The sequence below is a fragment of the Maribacter sp. 4G9 genome (assembly GCF_002742265.1).
In the GTDB taxonomy this organism is placed as follows: Bacteria; Bacteroidota; Bacteroidia; order Flavobacteriales; family Flavobacteriaceae; genus Maribacter.
In genome coordinates, this window is sequence record NZ_MDGL01000177.1 from 1 (window position 1) to 20,130 (window position 20,130).

Annotated in this window: 16 protein-coding genes, 1 rRNA gene and 1 pseudogene; 5 read left to right on the forward strand and 13 right to left on the reverse strand. The window is 41.0% G+C overall.

The window, feature by feature from the left end:
• Positions 1 to 139: 139 nt before the first annotated feature.
• From BFP75_RS18275 to BFP75_RS18315, 9 genes and pseudogenes are all read right to left on the reverse strand, one after another.
• Positions 140 to 418: a hypothetical protein gene (locus tag BFP75_RS18275; protein ID WP_099546784.1), complete on the reverse strand. Its 279-nt coding sequence runs from the start codon at positions 416 to 418 to the stop codon at positions 140 to 142.
• Between the two features lie 110 nt (positions 419 to 528).
• Positions 529 to 1,446: an NAD(P)-dependent alcohol dehydrogenase gene (locus BFP75_RS18280; protein WP_099546785.1), complete on the reverse strand. Its 918-nt coding sequence runs from the start codon at positions 1,444 to 1,446 to the stop codon at positions 529 to 531.
• 51 nt (positions 1,447 to 1,497) lie between these two features.
• Entirely contained in the window at positions 1,498 to 2,007 is a 510-nt protein-coding gene (locus BFP75_RS18285) for a hypothetical protein (RefSeq protein WP_099546786.1), read from the reverse strand.
• A 228-nt stretch (positions 2,008 to 2,235) separates the two neighbouring features.
• Positions 2,236 to 2,676 carry a hypothetical protein gene (locus tag BFP75_RS18290; protein ID WP_099546787.1) on the reverse strand — a complete coding sequence of 147 codons (441 nt, stop codon included), beginning with the start codon at positions 2,674 to 2,676 and terminating at the stop codon, positions 2,236 to 2,238.
• A 160-nt stretch (positions 2,677 to 2,836) separates the two neighbouring features.
• Positions 2,837 to 3,016, reverse strand: a complete 180-nt coding sequence (locus BFP75_RS18295) for a hypothetical protein (protein ID WP_099546788.1) — start codon at positions 3,014 to 3,016, stop codon at positions 2,837 to 2,839.
• 173 nt (positions 3,017 to 3,189) lie between these two features.
• Positions 3,190 to 5,678 (reverse strand): annotated as a pseudogene (locus tag BFP75_RS18300) (zinc-dependent metalloprotease).
• A gap of 242 nt (positions 5,679 to 5,920) precedes the next feature.
• Positions 5,921 to 7,351 carry an SLC13 family permease gene (locus tag BFP75_RS18305; RefSeq protein WP_099546789.1) on the reverse strand — a complete coding sequence of 477 codons (1,431 nt, stop codon included), beginning with the start codon at positions 7,349 to 7,351 and terminating at the stop codon, positions 5,921 to 5,923.
• Between the two features lie 91 nt (positions 7,352 to 7,442).
• A complete protein-coding gene (gene lysS, locus BFP75_RS18310) occupies positions 7,443 to 9,134 on the reverse strand; it encodes a lysine--tRNA ligase (protein WP_099546790.1) in 1,692 nt (563 codons plus the stop codon).
• 39 nt (positions 9,135 to 9,173) lie between these two features.
• Positions 9,174 to 9,905, reverse strand: a complete 732-nt coding sequence (locus BFP75_RS18315; RefSeq protein ID WP_240531829.1) for an SGNH/GDSL hydrolase family protein — start codon at positions 9,903 to 9,905, stop codon at positions 9,174 to 9,176.
• Between the two features lie 151 nt (positions 9,906 to 10,056).
• Between BFP75_RS18315 and BFP75_RS18320 the strand changes: the two genes are divergently transcribed.
• The 3 genes from BFP75_RS18320 to lipB are packed head-to-tail and all read left to right on the forward strand — an operon-like array spanning position 10,057 to position 11,709.
• Positions 10,057 to 10,212, forward strand: coding sequence for a YqaE/Pmp3 family membrane protein (locus tag BFP75_RS18320; RefSeq protein ID WP_099546791.1), 156 nt, complete (start codon positions 10,057 to 10,059; stop codon positions 10,210 to 10,212).
• Between the two features lie 12 nt (positions 10,213 to 10,224).
• Complete coding sequence (locus tag BFP75_RS18325) at positions 10,225 to 10,962, forward strand: hypothetical protein (protein ID WP_165776634.1); 738 nt, start codon at positions 10,225 to 10,227, stop codon at positions 10,960 to 10,962.
• Positions 10,963 to 10,995: 33 nt separating this feature from the next.
• Positions 10,996 to 11,709: a lipoyl(octanoyl) transferase LipB gene (gene lipB / locus BFP75_RS18330; RefSeq protein ID WP_099546792.1), complete on the forward strand. Its 714-nt coding sequence runs from the start codon at positions 10,996 to 10,998 to the stop codon at positions 11,707 to 11,709.
• A gap of 27 nt (positions 11,710 to 11,736) precedes the next feature.
• Here the strand turns inward: lipB and BFP75_RS18335 are convergent, their stop codons facing one another.
• The 4 genes from BFP75_RS18335 to BFP75_RS18350 all read right to left on the reverse strand — a co-directional run bounded on the left by BFP75_RS18335 (position 11,737) and on the right by BFP75_RS18350 (position 17,011).
• Positions 11,737 to 12,435 carry a hypothetical protein gene (locus tag BFP75_RS18335; RefSeq protein ID WP_099546793.1) on the reverse strand — a complete coding sequence of 233 codons (699 nt, stop codon included), beginning with the start codon at positions 12,433 to 12,435 and terminating at the stop codon, positions 11,737 to 11,739.
• 15 nt (positions 12,436 to 12,450) lie between these two features.
• Positions 12,451 to 13,782 (reverse strand): OmpA family protein, encoded by a 1,332-nt coding sequence (locus BFP75_RS18340; RefSeq protein ID WP_099546794.1) that lies wholly within the window; start codon positions 13,780 to 13,782, stop codon positions 12,451 to 12,453.
• Between the two features lie 135 nt (positions 13,783 to 13,917).
• Positions 13,918 to 16,386, reverse strand: a complete 2,469-nt coding sequence (locus tag BFP75_RS18345; protein WP_099546795.1) for a ribonuclease HII — start codon at positions 16,384 to 16,386, stop codon at positions 13,918 to 13,920.
• 28 nt (positions 16,387 to 16,414) lie between these two features.
• Positions 16,415 to 17,011: a ribonuclease HII gene (locus tag BFP75_RS18350; RefSeq protein WP_099546796.1), complete on the reverse strand. Its 597-nt coding sequence runs from the start codon at positions 17,009 to 17,011 to the stop codon at positions 16,415 to 16,417.
• Between the two features lie 187 nt (positions 17,012 to 17,198).
• Between BFP75_RS18350 and BFP75_RS18355 the strand changes: the two genes are divergently transcribed.
• Positions 17,199 to 19,205, forward strand: a complete 2,007-nt coding sequence (locus BFP75_RS18355; RefSeq protein ID WP_099546797.1) for a putative porin — start codon at positions 17,199 to 17,201, stop codon at positions 19,203 to 19,205.
• Between the two features lie 546 nt (positions 19,206 to 19,751).
• Positions 19,752 to 20,130: ribosomal RNA gene (locus BFP75_RS18365) — 16S ribosomal RNA — on the forward strand; the annotation flags it as partial.

The window sequence follows — 20,130 nt, forward strand, 5'->3', positions numbered from 1 at the left end:
GATTACCTGTCCGTCCGTGAATTTCCTGTTATTGTGTTCGCTATGGTTCATTTCTTTCAATAGGTCGTCGACCAAACAATATATTGCTATAACTTTGTCCTGGAGCATTTTGAGATGTTTTATAGTTCGCACCATAAAATTACAAACTCATTATGCTCCTTCTTTTTAGGAAACTCGGGTTAAATAGTTTGTTCAAAAAGGTCAGTTCCAGATACCCAACGAACATCCCGACCAAGAAAACGGCCAAACTAGCAAATAAAAAAATTTTTGGAGTTACCTCAATAGCTTCTTGTTGAGAAGTCTTGGCATCAATAAGTGCCGATTGTTCAATAAATAGGAATAACCACCCCAATAGAGTCCAAATAATACCAAAGGATAGAATTTTTCTAAATTTTCGTTTGGTTTTATAGGAAAGCAAATCTGGTAATTTAGAATGTTGTTGGAAAAACTGTAATCCCTTTCAATTTAACGATTCTTTTGGAAAAGGAGGTACGGAACCTTAGGGTATGAGCAGGACGTTTTACTATTTCACCCTATTCTCAGCACAACATTGCCCTTTTTGTGACCTTGGTCCACATAACGGTGGGCTTCTACAACTTGGTCCATAGGAAATACTTTGTCTATAATAGCATCGTACCGTTCCATTTCAAATAGCTCCTTAAGTTTTTCCAGTTGGCTTGTTGACTCTGAAGCAACATCCATACCTTCAACGGTCTTGAAAACCCCATCCTTCTCCAACAAGGACCTACACTTTTTCTTTGAGGCCTTTCCCACGGCATCAAAAACAATATCGTATTTGGAGGTATGTTCCTCGAACTCCCCTTGGTCGTAGAAAAGCACTTTTTTCACGCCCAATTTTTCCATGAGTGCTTTACCCCGGGTGCTGCACACCGCGGTAATATCAGCATTGTACGAATGTGCAATTTGAACGGCCGCTGCTCCTACAGAGCCGGTCGCCCCATAAATTAGGACCTTTATATTCTGCTTTCTAGCAATTCCCGCTTTCTCCAAAAAATAAATGGCGGACTGTCCACCAAAAATAATGGCGGCAGACTCCTCAAAACTGGCATTCTTTGGAGCGGTAATTACAGGCTTATTTTCATTGATAGTGATATACTCCGCATTCGAACCAAATGTAAGGCCGGTCATTCCAAAAACGTTTTCACCAATCTTAAAGCGGGTGACCTTACTACCAACCGCTTCAACACAACCCGAAAAAACGGTTCCCAAAATGGATTTACGGGGTTTGTTGAAACCAATGACCAATCGCATGACCAGTTTCATGATACCTTCCACTTTGAGTCCCCGTATCCTAACATCTGCCGAATTGATGGTAGTTGCCATTATTTTGACCAGAATTTCATCGTCGTTGGGAACAGGTTTGGGTAAGGTAACTATTTTTAATACCTCCGGTGGTCCATATTTTTGGCAGATTATCGCTTTCATCCTGTTGTCTTTTTTTTATTTTTATGGGATATATTTTGGACTTTCCACCTTTCAAAATAATGATTTTAAAATCCGCACGAATTTATAAATCAAAAAACATATAAGCATTAAAACCAAACCGACTATAATAGGGAGTATTCCTCCAAACGTAAAAAGCATTCCAATTACAAACCCCAACAGGTATTCCGGTAAATGAACTGGTTTAAAAAGAGCAATGGGAAGGGGCAAAAGAATATAGTATTGGAGGATTTCATCCAACTTGAATTCCCATAACAAGGAAGCTAAAGCCCCAAAAATGAAGGCTGCCAGAAAACGACGTATTACCATATTTTCGGTGCCTTGGTTTTTGTTTTGTCTTTCTAATATAACGGTTAGGGAAATCCATGCCAGGGTAGGCAGGGTCAATAAACCCCACCAATTGGAAATGCCCGGCAAATCCTTCCTTGCCAGCAAATGGTGCGTAATCACTCCGCCATTGTAGTATTCCCAAAGTATACACAGTAATGCAAGGAGACCTGTGCCCAATACTACTTTGAACTTGTTTTTTCGTAAAAGAATCATGTTTGATTGGTTGATGAATTTGATTATAGGACGTAAACAGGGCCTTATTGTTACGTTTTTTATTAAATCCTTGGATTGGATCTAAGCGCACCTTTACGGCCAGGTTCTTTTGAACAATGATTTGAAAGTAGTCTCAAAATATCATAAATATGTGTTTTTGGATATCCACAAAAAAAGACCCTGTTATAAAAACAAGGTCTTTTCCTAACAATCAACCAACTAAACAACCTATTTCTTTTCCGCTTTGCGGTTCCTGTCCTGTCCTTTTCTATGTTTTCCTCTTTTATGGCGCATATTTTCCCATTTGTCATATTGTTCGTTGTTCAAGATGGATTTCATCTCCTCCTTATGGGCTATCTGTTTATCCAAGCGTTCGTTTTTCAGGGCAAATTTCTCATCATCGGAGAGTGTTTCCCCACGTTCCTTGCTAGCTTTATAGGATTCCATTTTAGCCTTTCTCTCGGCCGCATTTTTGGCGAACATTTCCTGTATTTTGGATTGCTGATCTTCGGTAAGGTCCAAGGCCAAGGTCATTCTTTTGGTCTGTAGAGTTGCCATTTGTTCTGGGGTTAAATCCGCCATTTGTCTCCTACCTTCTTTTCTGTTCTGTTCTTGCGCCATGGCAGTAATGCCTACCAATAAAAGGGCTGCTAATACAATTTTTTTCATCACGTTATTTTTTATGGATTTTGTAGATAGGACAGATCGTAACTCGAATGGTTTAAAATAAGTAAGGCATTTAAGAGGAATTTAACTTCACTTGTACGATTGGGGCAAAAAAAAAGCGCGACCGGTAAGGTCGCGCTTTTATATATTTTAGGTGATGTTCTTATTGGACAGCTTCGTTGCTGATATTTTCAGAAAAAGGTTCTACAACGATATCCGCTTTGGCCATTTCTTCATTTTGAGGTGCCAATTGACGGGATTCACCATGGATTTGAAAATGATAAAATACGGCAGCGATGATAAAACAACTTAGGTAGACTAGACTTTTGATTTTATTATTCATGATTTGGGGGTTTTGATAATTTTGATTCTAAACTATAAAATAAGAACGTACAAAAAAGCCCATTGTTGTGAAATGGGCTTTTTTTGATGGCAAATACAATTCTAATGTGGTAAAACGAATATTTTCGTCGGATTTTTTGGTATTTGGTCGATGATGGCCAAAAACACCATTTTTTATTCCGGGTCTAAAATGTGGTCAATTCGCTGCGCAACATCCTCTAAATGATACCTGCTCATTCTATCGGAAGTTTTGCCAACGGCATTCCTAATATTTCTTTTTAATAGGTTCAGTTCGGCCCTTGCAACGGAGCGTATATCGGACTGACTGGTATTCACTTCGGTCGATTTTCTATAGCCGCCAAAATCCGATAGTTTTTTCTGGTTCTCTGCCGTCATCAAATAGGCCAAACGGTCCACATGGGCCTTTTGTAGATTTCTTCGATACGTATCTATGGTTCTTCCCGATGATAATTCAGACCAAATTGCTTTTCTTAAATCGTCCATCATTTCCACCAAAGTATATGCATCGTCCCCATTGGCCGCCTCATTTTCTACCAAGCGCGCCATTTTTCCAAGACTCATGATGTTGTTCAAGGTACGTTCCTGTATGGAGCGGATACGTTCCACGAATCCGGAATACTGTATCCTTCCAAAAATATCTTGGTCCAATAACCATTCAGGGGTTTGGAACAATTCCTCCTGTAGGAACTCCATACAGTTTTCCTGATGCTCCGCAGCTACATGGGTATATACCGCGCCCTCTTGGTCGTATGTTTTATGATATTCATAGACCCCGCCAATGTTGTTCGAGACATGGACCATGTACCGGTTGTATTGAGCGATTACCTGTCCGTAGAGTGTTTCTAGGTCGTCATAGTTTTTACCGTCTTCTTGGGTCCACTCGATTAATTTAGGAACGATTCTTTGCAAATTGGCTATGCCATATTGGCTCGCCTTGATGGCATTATCGCCCAAATCCTCCGTTTGGGAACTGGGATCTACGATATCGCCCACTTGCTGATGGCCAAACCTGTACAGAGGGTCACCTGCATGCTCTAAAATCCATTGGTCCAAAATGGGTTTTTCCTCGGTCGCCGATTTGTCCAAAATCGGCTTATATCCCCATTTAATGGCATATTTGTCATAAACACCAATGCCCGGCATTAGGGCAACGCCCTCATCACCGGGTTGGGCCACATAATTAAAACGAGCATAATCCATAATCGAAGGTGCGGTTCCGTACTTTTTTGTGAAGCTTGCGGAGCGCAAAGAGTCTACAGGATAGGCAACGCTGCTTCCCATATTATGAGGCAAGCCCAACGTATGGCCAACCTCGTGAGAAGAAACAAAACGGATCAACCTACCCATGACTTCTTCATCAAACTGAACTCCTTGGGCAGACGGATTGATCGCGGCGGTTTGTACAAAAAACCAATTACGTAATAGGCTCATTACGTTGTGGTACCAGTTGATGTCAGATTCCAAGATTTCCCCACTTCGTGGATCGCTTACGTGCGGCCCATTGGCGTTGGGAATAGGAGAGGCCAAATATCTGACCACGGAATAACGAACGTCCTCCGGGGACCACTCCGGATCCTCCTCGGGTGTAGGAGGGTCCTTGGCTATGATAGCATTTTTAAAGCCTGCTTCTTCAAAGGCCGCTTGCCAGTCCTCGATACCCTTTTTTATAAAAGGCACCCATTGCTTGGGTGTTGCCCTGTCCACATAATACACAATCTGTTTTTTAGGTTCTACAAGCTCCCCCCTCTTGAATTTTTCAATGTCCTCATCCTTTACCTCCAAACGCCATCGGTCCAAAAAGGTGATGGTTTTGCTCTCTTGGGCATTCAGTCCATAATCCACCTGTCCCCTGGCGAACCAACCAACCCTTCGGTCAAAATAGCGCCTTTTCATAGGTTCCTTTGGCAGCAGTACCATGGAATTGTTTATTTCTATGGATATGGAACCTAAACTTCCATTGCTGGGAGGTTCTCCGGCCAAGTATGTTTTTACATGTCTGGCCTCCACGTTCAAGGGATAACTTTTTATGCTTTCGATAAAACTTCGACTATCATCCAAGCGAGAAACCTTATAGCGTTTTCTATAGGATTCCGGCATTCCAAAGGCCTTGGTATCTTTGGTAAAGATTCATCTATTTCGATTACAGTTGCAGGGTTAAGGGAATCTTTTTTGAAGGCCTTGATATCAAAAGCATACAAAACAGGTTCAAAGTTTGAATTTACCACGGCTTCATGTACCGGAAGGGAATCGGCCGCAACTACGTCGTGGGATACGACACGTAGGAGCACTTTCTTATCCTTTTTTTCCCATCTCAGTACTTGGGTATTAATCTTTCCCCCTCCAAAACCTATTTCCGAAGCGGTTTTTGCAATTCGGCTTACCATCAACATTTCCCTATTGAACAGGGAATCTGGGATTTCATAGTAATGTTTGTCGTCCACTATATGCACATCGAAGAGCCCTGTATCCGTTTTCGCCTCCTTTGTGATCACTTTATCATAAGGTTGTATTTTATCCTTGCTGGGCTTTTCCGCCGGTGTTTCAGTTTTCTTGTTTTTCTTTTTGAAAATTTGTGCCTCGATAGTTTGAAAACTAAGCAAACAGACTGCTGTGAGTAGCGTAAACAGTAATTTTTTATGCATTGATTTTTGGAATTTGGTCAATTTTTCAAAGAACCGAAAAATTAATTTAAGGCCTTGTTAACAAAATCATAAGCCTATTTTGTAACAATCTTGATTTTTTGGCGTCTTCTAAGTAGGCAATATCATTTTATAACCCGTTTGCCATCGGGACTGAATTAGTTAGGTATAAAGCCTTTGCGCCAGCAAGGGCTTTATCTTTTTGTGGTATTTTCAAAAGTTTCAGGTTTTTTTAGGTCAAGTTCCTAAAAAAGCAAGGGCAGGATAAATTGAAACAAACCAACTAATAGAAGCACTGCGATTAGGTTTAGAACAATGCCTGCTTTGGCCATTTCATGGACCTTAATATATCCACTGGCAAAAACGATGGCATTTGGTGGCGTAGCCATGGGGAGCATAAAGGCGCAACTACTTGCCATCGTAATAGGTATCAACAAGTAAACAATGGGTAGTCCCAGACCTATGGCGATTCCCGCGACCACAGGGGCCAATACGGCTACAAGGGCCACGTTGCTCATCAGTTCCGTCATGAACAACATTAAAAATATCAATAGGGCTGCCGTAAAGAGCACGCTAATGTCACTTTCCGCAATGGCTCCCGCCACTAGGTCCACAATGCCCGTTACGGACATACCTTTGGCCAGGGCCAATCCTCCACCGAACAATACAAGTATGCCCCAAGCCAATTTTTGGGTATCCTTCCAATCCAAAATAAAATCACCTTTTTTTAGATTAAATGGAACTGCAAAAAGGGAAATGGCCGCGAACATGCTTATCATGGCATCCGACAAGCCCAGAAATGGAAAAATGGAGTTGATGACGGTCCTAAAAACCCATAGGAAAACCGTAATCCCAAAAATCACCAATACCATTTTTTCTTTTGCCGATGTTGGTCCTAGCTTTTTCAACTCATTATTGATAATGCTTTTGGAGGCATTGAATCTTAGGGCTCCGTTGGGAAACATTAATTTTACCAAAACAAAGTAGCAAAGGGCTATCATTATCACCGAAAAGGGAAGCCCTATTATCATCCATTTCAAAAAGGATATTTCAATATCATATTCGTTTTCCAAAAGACCGATGAGGACGGAATTTGGAGGAGTTCCAATGACCGTGGCAATACCCCCGGCGTTGGCGGAAAATGCGATTCCCAACATCACGCTCAGGGCAAAATTACGGTCACTTTTGGTAAAACCATCTTCATCATTTATCAATAATTGTATGACAGACATGGCAATGGGCAACATGACCACGGTACTGGCCGTATTGCTGATCCACATACTCAACGTTGCCGTGGCGATCATAAAGCCCAAAATGACTTTATTGGGCGTAGTGCCCGTGATTCGTATGATGGACAGGGCTATGCGTTTATGGAGGTTTACTTTTTCCAAAGCCAAGGCCATCACAAAACCACCAAAGAACAGAAAGACAATGGGGCTCCCATAATTGGCACCCACATCCTCCATAGGCATTATTTTTAATAGGGGGAACAGCAGCAAGGGGAGTAGGGCCGTGACCGATATAGAAACCGCTTCCGTAATCCACCAAACGACCATCCAGAGGGCCACCGCCACAACGGCATCGGCGTTTTCTGAAATCAAGTCAGTGGGCAGGCTGCTCAGAAGTAGAAAAAGTAAGGGGCCTAAAAACAGCCCCCATTTTTTGCTTAGTCCCATGGGTTTTATCAATATGGGTCTAAACTATGATTTTTTGCCCGAATAACTAAGTATAATTATTAAGCACTACCGTCAGCAGGAATAATAACCCTTATTCCATTATTGAAACTAGAAGTGCATCATTTTCCTTTTGGACTTTGGCCAACTTTTGACCTGTTAAACCTTTGATTCCCTTGTCCCAGGCCTTATTGCTTAACCCGGATTGGGATTTTAAATCATCCAGTGACAAGCTTTTTTCCTTTTTGAGGATATCGAAAATGGCCTTTTCATTTTCGGAAAGTTGAATAGGTTTTTTCTCAGGTCGCATCTGGGGGAAGAACAAAACCTCTTGGATAGAGGAATTGTTGGTCATCAACATCACCAAACGGTCAATACCTATTCCTATACCCGAAGTAGGGGGCATGCCATATTCCAAGGCCCTTAAAAAATCCTGATCGATAAACATGGCTTCGTCGTCTCCCTTTTCGGAAAGTTTTAGTTGATCTTCAAAGCGTTCGCGCTGGTCAATAGGATCGTTCAACTCAGAATAGGCATTCGCCAATTCCTTACCGTTCACCATCAGTTCAAAACGCTCTGTAAGCTTAGGGTTAGTTCTATGCTCCTTGGTCAACGGGCTCATTTCCTTTGGGTAATCGGTGATAAAGGTTGGCTGAATATAATGATGTTCACATTTCTCCCCGAAAATCTCATCGATCAATTTACCTACGCCCATGGTGTCGTCCACTTCCAACCCTAATTTTTTGGCCGTTGCCCTAAGTTCATCCTCCTCCATTTGGGAAACATCGATACCCGTGTGGATTTTTATCGCCTCCAAAATAGGTACCCTGGCATACGGAGCCTTGAACTCAATTTCGTTGGGGCCCACTTTTACCTTGGTAGATCCGTTGGCATCCATGGCCACTTTTTCCAGCAATTGCTCCGTGGTGTCCATCATCCAATTGTAGTCCTTGTAGGCCACATACAATTCCATCACCGTGAACTCCGGATTGTGCGTACGGTCCATGCCCTCGTTCCTAAAATCCTTCGAAAACTCGTACACACCATCGAAGCCGCCTACGATCAAGCGCTTTAAGTACAATTCGTTGGCGATACGTAAATATAACGGGATGTTCAGCGCATTGTGGTGGGTCAAAAATGGCCTTGCTGCCGCTCCTCCTGGGATTGGCTGTAAAATAGGCGTTTCAACCTCCAAATAACCCCTACTGTTATAAAACTCGCGAATGCTGTTCGTAATTTTGGTTCTTTTGATGAAGGTTTCCTTCACCTTTGGATTCACCACCAAATCTACATACCGCTGGCGGTATCGTAATTCTGGATCATTGAATTCATCGTACACTTTTCCTTCGGCATCCTGTTTTGGAAGTGGCAAAGGTCTCAAGGCCTTGCTCAACATTTTGAAGTTCTTTACCATCACCGTTTTTTCACCTACTTGGGTGGTAAACAATTCTCCTTCAATTCCTATGATATCTCCAATGTCCAACAGTTTCTTGTAAACTTCGTTGTATAGGGTCTTGTCCTCCCCGGTGCAAATCTCGTCTCGGTTGAAATAGACCTGTATACGGCCCTCACTGTCCTGAATTTCTGCAAAGGAGGCTTTTCCCTGAATTCGGCGAGACATCAACCTTCCGGCAATCGTTACCTTTTTTCCTTCTTCATACCCATTTTTGATTCCTTTGGATGTGGTATCAACGGGATATAATTCCGCAGGATAAGGATTGATGCCCAACTCCCTTAATTTCCCCAACTTCTCTCTTCGTATTACCTCTTGTTCGGATAATTGCATGACGTTTTGTTTAAAGCCGCAAATATAGGTAAGAATGCGCTAATCTTTAAAACGTTCCACCACCAAAGGAAAGATGCGATCCACAAATTTACTATACGCATCTCCAGAGGGATGTAGACCGTCACTCGCTACAAGTTGGGGCTGCTCCAACCCCGATCTGGTAATATCCGTAATTTCAACAAAGCGTACCTTGTTTTCAATTGCGATGGACCTGGCAAACGCGTTATATCGATCAATTTCCCTTGATATTTTATCGACATCCCTAGATTGACCAAAAGGGGTAAAAGCATAATCCGGAATGGAGATGACCACCAACTTTTCAGCATTACCTTCCACAAAGTCAAGGGCAGTGCTTAGTAGTTCTGGAAATTCCTTTTCATATTGTTCAAAAGGTTTGCCCTGGTATTGATTATTGACCCCAATCAAAAGGGTGACCAAATCTTGAGGTTTGTCTATTCTCGTATTCCCAATGCCGTTTTGAAGGTCATCGGTTCGCCAACCGGTTTTCGCAATTATTTTTGTTCCTACACTTGTATTTAAAACATTTTCAAGGCTTTCTGAGAGTTGCATAGGAAAACTTTGATTTGACGAAACACTTTCTCCAACCGTATAACTATCGCCCAATGCCAAATATTTGAATTCTTTTTGCTCTTTTGAACTTAGTTCTTCAGAACTGACTAAAAATTCATCCTCACTAGTCGTGCAGTTAATAAATAATAGAATGAGGGCTATAATCTTAAAAGTGTTCATTTTCCTAATTTGTATTTTCATACACTAGTTACGAAATATTTGGGTTATGGTTTCATTTTTATCGCGGTCAAATAAGTAAAGGGTATCATTTTTTTATCCATGAAGTACATGGTTGTAACAAATCATATACTTTAGCAACTAATAAGTACATCAATCAAAATCAAAAATCAAAATGAGTTTAATACGGGTCATATTGGCAATTTTATTTCCTCCCCTTTCCGTAATTGGAAAAGGGTGTGGATCTTTTTTAATTGTTCTGTTATTAACTTTTTGTGGCTGGGTACCAGGGGTTATCGCTGCATTGGTTATCTTGAACAATCCAAACTAAAATATACTTTATATGGGAGCAAGAAGGGTATTGTGGTCCTTTATTTTAATGGCCCTGTTCGTTGCCTGTAATTTTAACGAGGAAATATATTTCAATGCGGACGGCTCCGGAAAATTGAGTATTGGTTTCGATGGAAGCGAAATGATGTCTATGCTACCGGAGAACGATAGCCTTAAAATGGAGGAGGTTATGGACTCTACGATCGTTTTCAAGGACCTTTTGCGAGAAAAACGTGATAGTATCGCTAAATTGCCCTTGGAAGAACAGGAAAAATTGAAAAAATTGGAACCTTTTAGCTTCCATATGGTGGTAGATGCGCCCAGCGGAATTATGAATTTTGAAATGTTCTCAGATTTTAAGGATGTTTCCGATGTCAATGACGCCTTTAATACTTTTCAAAACGCCAGTTCCATGGGTCCCTCGGCTGACGATCAACCTGTGCCAAACAATTCTGGAAACGATGCTACCGAGGTTTCCTATTCCTTTACGGGAAGCCGTTTTGTTAGAGCGGCCAAAATTAAGGACCAGGAATTGTTTCAGAAAAGTTTGGATAGCCTACAGAGTACGGAAATGTTTTTGGGCGGTTCCACGTACACCTTTAAGTATCATTTTCCAAAAAGGGTGAAATCCACCAATGTTGAAGATGCCACATTTTCCATGGATGGTAAAACCATGATTTACGAGGTAAACTTTTTGGATATGCTAAAAGACCCGGAGTCCATCAATATTGAAGTGGAGCTGGAAAAATAGATAGGTGCCTTTTCGTATTCGTATCTTTGCACCATGAACAAAACCGTTTTTTTGGAGGACTTGGGCGTCAAGGATTATAAGGAGACTTGGGATTACCAGGAACTTTTGTTTCAGCAAATATTGGATTTGAAGATCAGGAACAGGAGGGAGGAGACTGCTTTGGAAACCCCCAACCATTTCATTTTCGTGGAGCATCCGCATGTATATACCTTGGGCAAAAGTGGGGATATCCAAAACCTTTTGGTAAACGAGGAGGAACTTAATGAAAAAGGTGCCAAATTTTATGAAATCAACAGGGGAGGGGATATCACCTATCACGGGCCGGGCCAGATTGTAGGCTACCCCATTCTTGATTTGGATAATTTCTTTACGGATATACACAAATACCTCCGTTTATTGGAAGAAATGGTCATTTTGACTTTGGCCGAATATGGTTTGAAGGCCGAACGTTCCAAAGGGGAAACGGGGGTCTGGCTGGATGTCGGCACACCTTTTGCCCGAAAGATTTGCGCCATGGGCGTGCGTGCCAGCCGATGGGTGACCATGCACGGTTTTGCATTAAATGTAAATGCCGATCTGGGCTATTTCGATATGATGATACCCTGCGGTATCAAGGACAAAGCCGTAACCTCTTTAAACGTGGAATTGGGAAAAACAACCGTTGATATGGATGAGGTAAAACAAAAACTCATCGGACATTTTGAAGCCTTGTTTAAAGCGGAAATAAAACAAAAAACCTCGGTGTAACCGAGGTTTTTTGTTTTTCATTGGAACCTATTTACTATACTTAGTCAATTCCATTCTACTCATAAGCTTGCCGTTCTTTCCGTAAGACTCCTGCTTTATCATTCCCACACCTTCAGAAATCCAAACCTTATTACTCATTTCCATATTAGCCATCATCACTTTGGATTTACTTTTTTCGGTAATCAAATAGCAATCAAAGGTGCCTGCTGGTGTGGTAACGGATTCCATTTTTTCAACTTTGCGGTCAAAAGTATCTACGTTGATCTTCATTTTCATGGCCCCCATATCCATGGAAACGCTAACATTGGCATCGTCCAAGGTTTGTCCGGCTGACAGATCATTGGGTATTTCAATATCGGTACCGGTAATCTCCATGTCTATTCCCATATCCTCATATTGCTTTTTCATTTCGGAAGGGAACAGACTTTCATAATCTATTTTGACACCGTTACCGGTACAGGTAATATTATAATCGGATTCCAGGACATTTTTTCCTTTGTCATCAGTATAGGTCAATTTCATGGTTGCTTTGGTATTTCCTCCATCATTTTCTACGTTGGAAACAACATAGTCCGTAACACCTTCTACCTTGTCCTTTTTGTCGTACATGGTGTATTGAAAAGTACTGCCCTCTTCCATGGGATAGTATTTACTGCATGCATTTTGGCTGAATAACACGGAGGTGCCATAAAGGATGACAAAGCTAAATAGGAACGTAATTTTCATTTTATTATAGTTGTTTTAAAGTTTGATAAATTCTACTCTTCTGTTTTGCGACTTTCCATCGCTTGTTTTGTTGTCCCCTACAGGTTCTGATTCTCCCTTGCCATCAGTGGAAAGCCTACTGGCATCCACTCCGTACACGGAAACAAGGGCGTTTTTTACGGCATCGGCACGGTTTTTTGAAAGTTTCATGTTCGCATCTTCGGCGCCATCACTGTCAGTATGACCCACTATTTTAAGATTGATGCCGGAGTCTTGTTCCAGTACCTGGAATATTTGTCGGATAACTCCCATGGATTCGGGCTTTAATTGGTCCGATCCAGAATTAAAAAGGATAGCGTTGGTAGATATTTTTCCTTCGGACAATAACTTCCTTCTTAAATCCTCACCGCCTTTGGCAACTTTCAGATTTCCAATGAAAATCCGGTCCTTACCGTCTTCGAGGCCCGTTGGTTCGAAACGCAGGTAATTGAGTACACTGCCCGGAGCGACGAGTTTAGGAATGTCCAAGTACTTGACCTCGTTAATCCAAAGGCGATAGCGCTGGCCGTTCACGGCGATCGATACGTGCGGGGTTTCCAATATTTCTGCCCTTATATCGGTCTCCACTCGGTTGTTGATGATCGTTTCACCGTTTATCTTGTTCCATACCGATATATTGGCATCGATATATTGGCAGAACGGTATTCTTACGTTTACTGCGTTCTTTCCTGCCTTGTAATAGTCATAAGAGTTGTTTTCTTCAAGGTTGATATTAAGGAAAGCTTGGCTTGATGTTTTGCGGTCGATTCCTTTGGTAACAAGATCGAACTCAATGGTATAGTCTTCGGATAGCTCAGATATGTTGGGAAAATAGGTGCTGCCCGATTTGATTTCGAACCACTTTTCGGAAGCCCCGTCAATGGTTACTACCTCCCCTGTTCCATTCGTATCCCATTTTGAGGGGAAATCCCCCACAAAGTCATTGGCAAAATCATCAAAGAAAAGTTGCACATCTCCGGGAACATAATCGAATTTACTGTAAACCTCCAGACTCTTTGGCCCTTCTGAACTCGCCATTGAGGCGTTTTCTGGGCTATTGCCATTTTCAGATGTATTTTCTTCGGGTTTCCCGCTTTTAGGAACAGGGGTATTACCTCCTTTTTTGGATCCCGGTTCTAAAATACTGTCCAAGGCCTGGTCTGTTTTTTCTGTAGTCTCTCTGTCCACCCTTCGTTCAACAGCCCTCTCAGCCGCCCGCTCTGCCGTTTTTCCTAACTTTTTTAGGAATTGTGCATTGGAGTTGGTCGCACAAAAAAATAAAATGCCCGTCACCAAAAATAATTTTCGGGGCCAATTCATGATTTTCATAATAGTGTAATTAGTTTTTTATTAGCAAATGATTCGCATAAAACATGCTATTAAAATTAACGGAAAAGCTGGTAAATAGCAATAGCAATTGTATGAGTGGTCACTCAGGGATTACGGACCTGTTTGAAACCTGTATTACTGTATTTTATAGACTATAATGGAGTTGTCCTGGTCTTTGAGTACCAGTTCAGGTTTTTTGTCATTGTCCATATCGGTCATATCTATGGCAGAAGCTCCATATATGGGGAACCCAGCTATAGGTTCTGCCTGACTATCGAACATGTAGGTCTTTAAATTTTGGATATCGGTAACCGATATATAAATCTTATCGTTCAAATAGAAAATAGTGGGTTTGGTATAAACCCCAAGATCCAGGGTTACTTCCTTGCCACGGATAGAAAGTATATTATCGTTCATGATTACCAAAGTTCTTGATGTAGCATCAAATCCATGATCTGCATTGAGCTGCAAATTGGATTTTCCAATTTTTCCCGTGGGTTCTATTTCGTGAAGCAAACCGTCTTTGGAGGTTACTATGAATTTATTCTGGTGAACCTTAACCTCATTCTCCGAAAAGGAAATTTTTTCCTTAATCTTTATCCTGTCATTTCCAACCCGGTCTAGAATTTTTAAAAGGCCATTGGCCAATTTGAAAACCAAATAATCCTTGGTTCCAATTACAAAATGCTGGGGAGCCCCGGTAATGGTATCTTCAGCGTTAGTATACTTAAAGCCGCTAACGATTTTCCCTTCGTTATTATACATAAAAACCTTCGCACCTTGTGTGACCACAAATCGATAGTTCTTGTTGTTTGAATAATCAAAGACCGCCAAGGGATTCAGGTTTCCTCCATCATATTTAAAGGTAAATGGTGCCACTTCCTTACCATTCCTATCAATGATGTAAAACCGATTATTGGTCGTGAAGGCCAATTGATATTTCCCGTTCCTATAAATGTCCACTTCGTGGATTTTGCCCTGAACGGCACTTTCCAGTTCTTTTTTCCAGATGACCTTTCCTTTGTTTGTAATCAAATACAGCACATTGTCCTGGTCTTGTACGACGATGTCCTTTCCTTGGGTTCTGTGATTCGTGAAAAATTGCGGATTTAGGTAGATATCGGAATCCAGCTGGACCTTGAACATTTCCAAAGTGCCAGATTTGGTTCCGGTAGCGTTTATCTTTTTTATTAAATAGTTGGTGTGTAGAAAACCGGCATCTGATACTATCTGTGAGCTAAATAAAAATTCGGTCAAGTCGGTATTTTTAAAAAGATGCGATAAGCTTCCCAGTCCGGTTCGGTTTAAATTGCCCTCAATACCTTTGCTATTGGCTACTGATAATAATGTGGATTCTTCCGTGATTAGATCTTTGATGTTTTCAAATAAGAGAGATTTGTCAAAGGTCTGCCCAGATTTGTTCGAATCAATAAACCTTTCCAATCCTTCCCGTGTCCCTGAAAATACAAAGGTGTTTTCCATAACGCATGCAAAATTGGGTTCAAAATCTTGGACTAACGGATAGAAACTTTGACGGAGCAGGCTATCCTTTCCTAATTCCGTGATCTCGCTACCTTGATATTCCATCGAGCTGGTCTGGATACTCTGTATATAATCCGAAATATTGGCTGTGCCGTACGCTTTTAGTAGCAGTACCCTATTTGTGTCCATTTGGCCAATCCCAATTTCCTCCACGGCCGTAAATAGGGAATCCCTTGTTCCCGTATCATCAAAAAAACGTTTTTGGTTCTTGCTGAAATTTTTAAAGTCTGTAAACGTAAAGGAAATGAAAGAATCCAAACCATTTGGTGCAAGGGTGTTCGTTTTATTGGACAGAGGGCCGGTATTTGAGAATAGACCCAAAAAGGAAGGTAGTGAATCATTTACTATAGCTAGGCCATTTAGAAGAAGCACATCCTTTTCCAGCGACACATCAAGCGAAAGCCAGTCAGAATACTTCTCTTTCCCGGTTTCGCTTTCCTCTCCAAAGACCCTATTCAAAAGATTCCGACCATTGTTTAGGTCCAACCAGATTTGTGCCGATTTCGCAGGATTTCCAATCTTATCGAATTTAAGGAACTGCCCTTTAACGGGTGTCTCATTTTCCACATGCTTCCAAACCGACTCGATGGCGGCTTCCGAAGACCCCACTACTTCCTTGTTTTGGATGACCGAACTATAGAAAGCACTACCATCCACCTCGTATCTAATAAATTTAAAATCCCCTTTTGATATGCTTTCAACACTTTTGTTCAGAGTACTATCCAAAGCGACCTGCGGAATACTATCCACGGGAATATAAACAAAACCAAAACTGTTATTGCCTTCTTCCATGAGTCCCAGATACCCTCCCAATGGAGATTTCATATATCCCAAGGGCTTGAGCATGTCGATCAATGGGGAAATATCCTTGGAATTCCGTATCTGCTGAAGTATCTCATTCCCATCTATTTCAGATAGGAAGGTATCCATGTCATTTATTTTAACAATTACAGGAACGTTCCCAGGTAGGAGGGCCAAAGAAGAAGTCGTGGTATCCTTTTCAGTAGAACAATTGATAAATAAGATGGAACCTAGAATTGTAAGCAGTAGCTTTACCTTCATGAAATGCCTTTTGGCAAATTTATGATTTTTAAAGATCTAGCGTAAGTTGTTCAGACAATAGCCTAAAACTTTTTCTATGGAACTTGGTTATTCCATACTCCTTAATGGCGGCCCTATGTTCTTTGGTAGGATAACCCTTGTTCTGTTTCCAGTTATACATAGGGAATTCCTCGTGGATTCTTTCCATATAAGCATCCCTGGCCGTTTTGGCCAATATAGAGGCCGCTGCAATATTAAGGTATTTTGAGTCCCCTTTGACGATGCAGGTATGTGGTACTCCTTTATAATTTTTAAATCTGTTCCCGTCAACTATAATATGGGGCGGTACTTCCTTTAGTTGATCGATGGCTTTGTGCATGGCTAAAATGGATGCATTGAGAATATTAATATCGTCAATTTTTTTTGGGTGGATATGTGCTACGCCGTAGGCTAGACTTTGCGCTTCTATAATTGGTTTTAAATGGTCGCGATTTTTTCTGGATACAAGCTTGGAGTCGTTCAGCAAGGTATGATGAAAATCCTCCGGCAATATCACGGCCGCGGCAGTAACCGGACCGGCAAGACAACCTCTTCCTGCTTCATCTGTTCCGCATTCGTTAAAAAAAAGGTAAAATTTATTCAATATCTATTGATTTGATTAGCAATATTTAGAATACGCAAAGAAAACTTACAAATAAGTTAAATCGTTGTATTTTAAGGACAATGATTGATTACAAACTTAGGTTCACCAAAGGTATTATTTATTTTACTGAATAACTTTCACATTTACTTAGGAACAAAAAAAATTAACTTTGCGCCTGATATAAGTACGCATGAAGTATTTCCTCATAGTATTCTTTGGCTGTCTTACTTTTCCCCTATGTGCCCAACAAAAGGAGAGCGCCGTAAAAGTCAAGGATTCCATTACCCAAAAAGATTCACTTTCAATAAAAAAAAAGGAAAAACCCCTGCCGAAAGAAAAATCCAAAAGGGATAGCATCAATGAGATTACCATAAAGAACTATAAAATCATATCCTTTGCGAGAGACACGACCTTTCTGGATACTACCTTGACCATTCAAAAAGAGTATAAGTACAATTATTTAAGAAGGGATGATTTTGAGCTGATGCCGTTTTCCAATATTGGACAAACATATAATAACCTTGGTTTGGATTTTGAAAGGTCTACCATGTATCCAAATCTGGGGGCAAAGGCCAAACATTTTAATTATTGGGAAGTGGAGGACATTATTTATTATAATGTACCTACTCCCATGACCGATATACTTTTCAAAACAACCTTGGAGCAAGGTCAATTATTGGATGCCATGCTTACATTCAATACTTCTAGAAGGTTAAATTTCTCCATTGGCTATAAAGGCCATAGGTCCTTGGGAAAATACAATTCAAATCAGATACGTTCCGGGAATTTCACTACGACCACCAATTATCAATCCAAGAATGGCAGATATAGCCTAAGGGCTCATATAGCGGCCCAAGATATAAAGTCCCAGGAAAATGGCGGACTAATAAATAAGGAGCTTCAATTTGAATCTGGTGACTCGGATTTTAGAGATAGGCCAAAAGTGGACGTTCGTTTCGATGATGCGGATAATGTTGTTCTTGGAAAACGATATTATTTAGAACACGCCTATAAATTGATTAGAAGGAACAGGGATTCCAGTTACGTGGAAAAGACCTCTTTGTCTTTAGGCCATACTTTTGGGTATGAAACCAAGTATTACCAGTTTTTACAAACGTCTGGGGATGCTTATTTTGGAGATATTATCCTATCGCCCGTAAACGACAAGGCAAATCTTAAGACAACGTATAATCAAGTACGCCTTGAGTTTTATAATAAGACCTTGGGAAGGTTACAGGGCAATGTAAACATGTTCCACTACAACTATTTTTTTAATAGTGTTTTTTTTACCGAAGGCGGACAGGAAATCGGTAGTCAACTTAATGGAACGGAAATGGCCCTAGGTGCGGATTATGAAAAGACAATTGGCGGTTTTGAACTCCAAAGTGCTTTTAGGTATAATCTATCAGGTGATTTATCGGGCAATATATTGGATGCTTCGGCGACCTATAGATTAAATGATAAGAATCGGTTCAAAGTTCACTTGCATTCATCTTCAAGGATGCCCAATTTTAATTTTCTATTGTATCAAAGCGAATACCTTAATTATAACTGGCAGAATATGGACAGTTTTAAAAAGGAAAGGGTCAATAGTTTGGAAGTAAGCTTTGATTCGGATTTCATAGGAAATATATCGGCCAAATACACAAACCTGGACAATTACGCATATTTCGCGGCAGACCCCTTGATAGATGTGACGGAAGGAGCGGAACAAGCCGCCATAAGGCCTTTTCAGGAAGATACGGGCATTTCCTATTTAAAGGTAAAGTATGCTAAAGAATTCAAGCTTGGCAAGTTCGCGTTGAACAATACGGTCATGTATCAAACGGTATCGCAGGAATCCAATGTTTTGAACGTTCCCCAACTGATCACAAGGAACAGTTTATATTTTTCTTCGGATGTTTTTAAAAAGGCCATGTATTTGCAAACAGGGGTGACATTTAAGTACTTCACAAAATATAATATGAACGGCTATAATCCTGTTTTGGGTGAATTCTTTGTTCAGGATACGGAAGAATTGGGAGGTTTTCCCCTGTTGGATTTCTTCATAAATGCCAGGATCCAGCAAACCCGGATTTTTTTAAAGGCAGAACATTTCAATTCATCCTTTAGTGGATATAATTTTTATGCAGCTCCAAATTATCCATATCGAGATTTTGTGATTAGATTCGGTCTCGTTTGGAATTTCTTTTCCTAGAAAGCATCCATTTTAACTAGTTGTAATATAAGCTATTGTGCTTGTATGTATTTAACGATTTCCAATAGATAATTGATATACAGGGCCTTATCGGTTTATGATAATTATGGTCAATTTTTTAAAGTTTAAAAAATTGAAAATCAGTTATTTATAAAAATAATTAAAATTATTTTATTTTTTTTTGATTTAGTTATTGTAGAATTAAAAAACAGGCTTACATTTGCAGCCCGTTAGCCGTTGGAGGATTTTTTTGGCGGCTGGGGGAGTATAAGGTGCGGACGTTCATTGTTGTTTTTTTGTTTTGCTTCGGGGCCGGAAAAAAAGTATTTTTTTCTTTCCAAAAAGTTGCCGGGTAAGGAAACAGTCGTATATTTGCACCCGCTTAGCGAAACGCTGGGCGACAAAAAGTTGGTTCATTGAAATATTGTGGAGAGAATTTCGGGACGGTTTTTACCGTTTTGAAAAAAAGAATATAAAGAATTAGATCGATACGATCGGGGCCGGGGTTCGGATTTTTTGGTTCGTTGGGAAACATATAACAGAACAACGATGAAGAGTTTGATCCTGGCTCAGGATGAACGCTAGCGGCAGGCCTAACACATGCAAGTCGAGGGGTAACAGGGAGCTTGCTCCGCTGACGACCGGCGCACGGGTGCGCACCGCGTATGGAACCTGCCCTCTACAGGGGAATAGCCCAGGGAAACTTGGATTAATGCCCCGTAGTACCGTTATATGGCATCATATTACGGTTAAAGCCTTCGGGCGGTAGAGGATGGCCATGCGTCCCATTAGCTAGTTGGTAGGGTAACGGCCTACCAAGGCTACGATGGGTAGGGGCCCTGAGAGGGGGATCCCCCACACTGGTACTGAGACACGGACCAGACTCCTACGGGAGGCAGCAGTGAGGAATATTGGACAATGGAGG

Coding starts and splice junctions, on each gene's coding strand:
- BFP75_RS18280 (WP_099546785.1), bottom strand. CDS start 1,446: ATGAAAGCGATAATCTGCCAAAAATATGGACCACCGGAGGTATTAAAA.
- BFP75_RS18285 (WP_099546786.1), bottom strand. CDS start 2,007: ATGATTCTTTTACGAAAAAACAAGTTCAAAGTAGTATTGGGCACAGGT.
- BFP75_RS18290 (WP_099546787.1), bottom strand. CDS start 2,676: ATGAAAAAAATTGTATTAGCAGCCCTTTTATTGGTAGGCATTACTGCC.
- BFP75_RS18295 (WP_099546788.1), bottom strand. CDS start 3,016: ATGAATAATAAAATCAAAAGTCTAGTCTACCTAAGTTGTTTTATCATC.
- BFP75_RS18305 (WP_099546789.1), bottom strand. CDS start 7,351: ATGGGACTAAGCAAAAAATGGGGGCTGTTTTTAGGCCCCTTACTTTTT.
- lysS (WP_099546790.1), bottom strand. CDS start 9,134: ATGCAATTATCCGAACAAGAGGTAATACGAAGAGAGAAGTTGGGGAAA.
- BFP75_RS18315 (WP_240531829.1), bottom strand. CDS start 9,905: ATGAAAATACAAATTAGGAAAATGAACACTTTTAAGATTATAGCCCTC.
- BFP75_RS18320 (WP_099546791.1), top strand. CDS start 10,057: ATGAGTTTAATACGGGTCATATTGGCAATTTTATTTCCTCCCCTTTCC.
- BFP75_RS18325 (WP_165776634.1), top strand. CDS start 10,225: ATGGGAGCAAGAAGGGTATTGTGGTCCTTTATTTTAATGGCCCTGTTC.
- lipB (WP_099546792.1), top strand. CDS start 10,996: ATGAACAAAACCGTTTTTTTGGAGGACTTGGGCGTCAAGGATTATAAG.
- BFP75_RS18335 (WP_099546793.1), bottom strand. CDS start 12,435: ATGAAAATTACGTTCCTATTTAGCTTTGTCATCCTTTATGGCACCTCC.
- BFP75_RS18340 (WP_099546794.1), bottom strand. CDS start 13,782: ATGAAAATCATGAATTGGCCCCGAAAATTATTTTTGGTGACGGGCATT.
- BFP75_RS18345 (WP_099546795.1), bottom strand. CDS start 16,386: ATGAAGGTAAAGCTACTGCTTACAATTCTAGGTTCCATCTTATTTATC.
- BFP75_RS18355 (WP_099546797.1), top strand. CDS start 17,199: ATGAAGTATTTCCTCATAGTATTCTTTGGCTGTCTTACTTTTCCCCTA.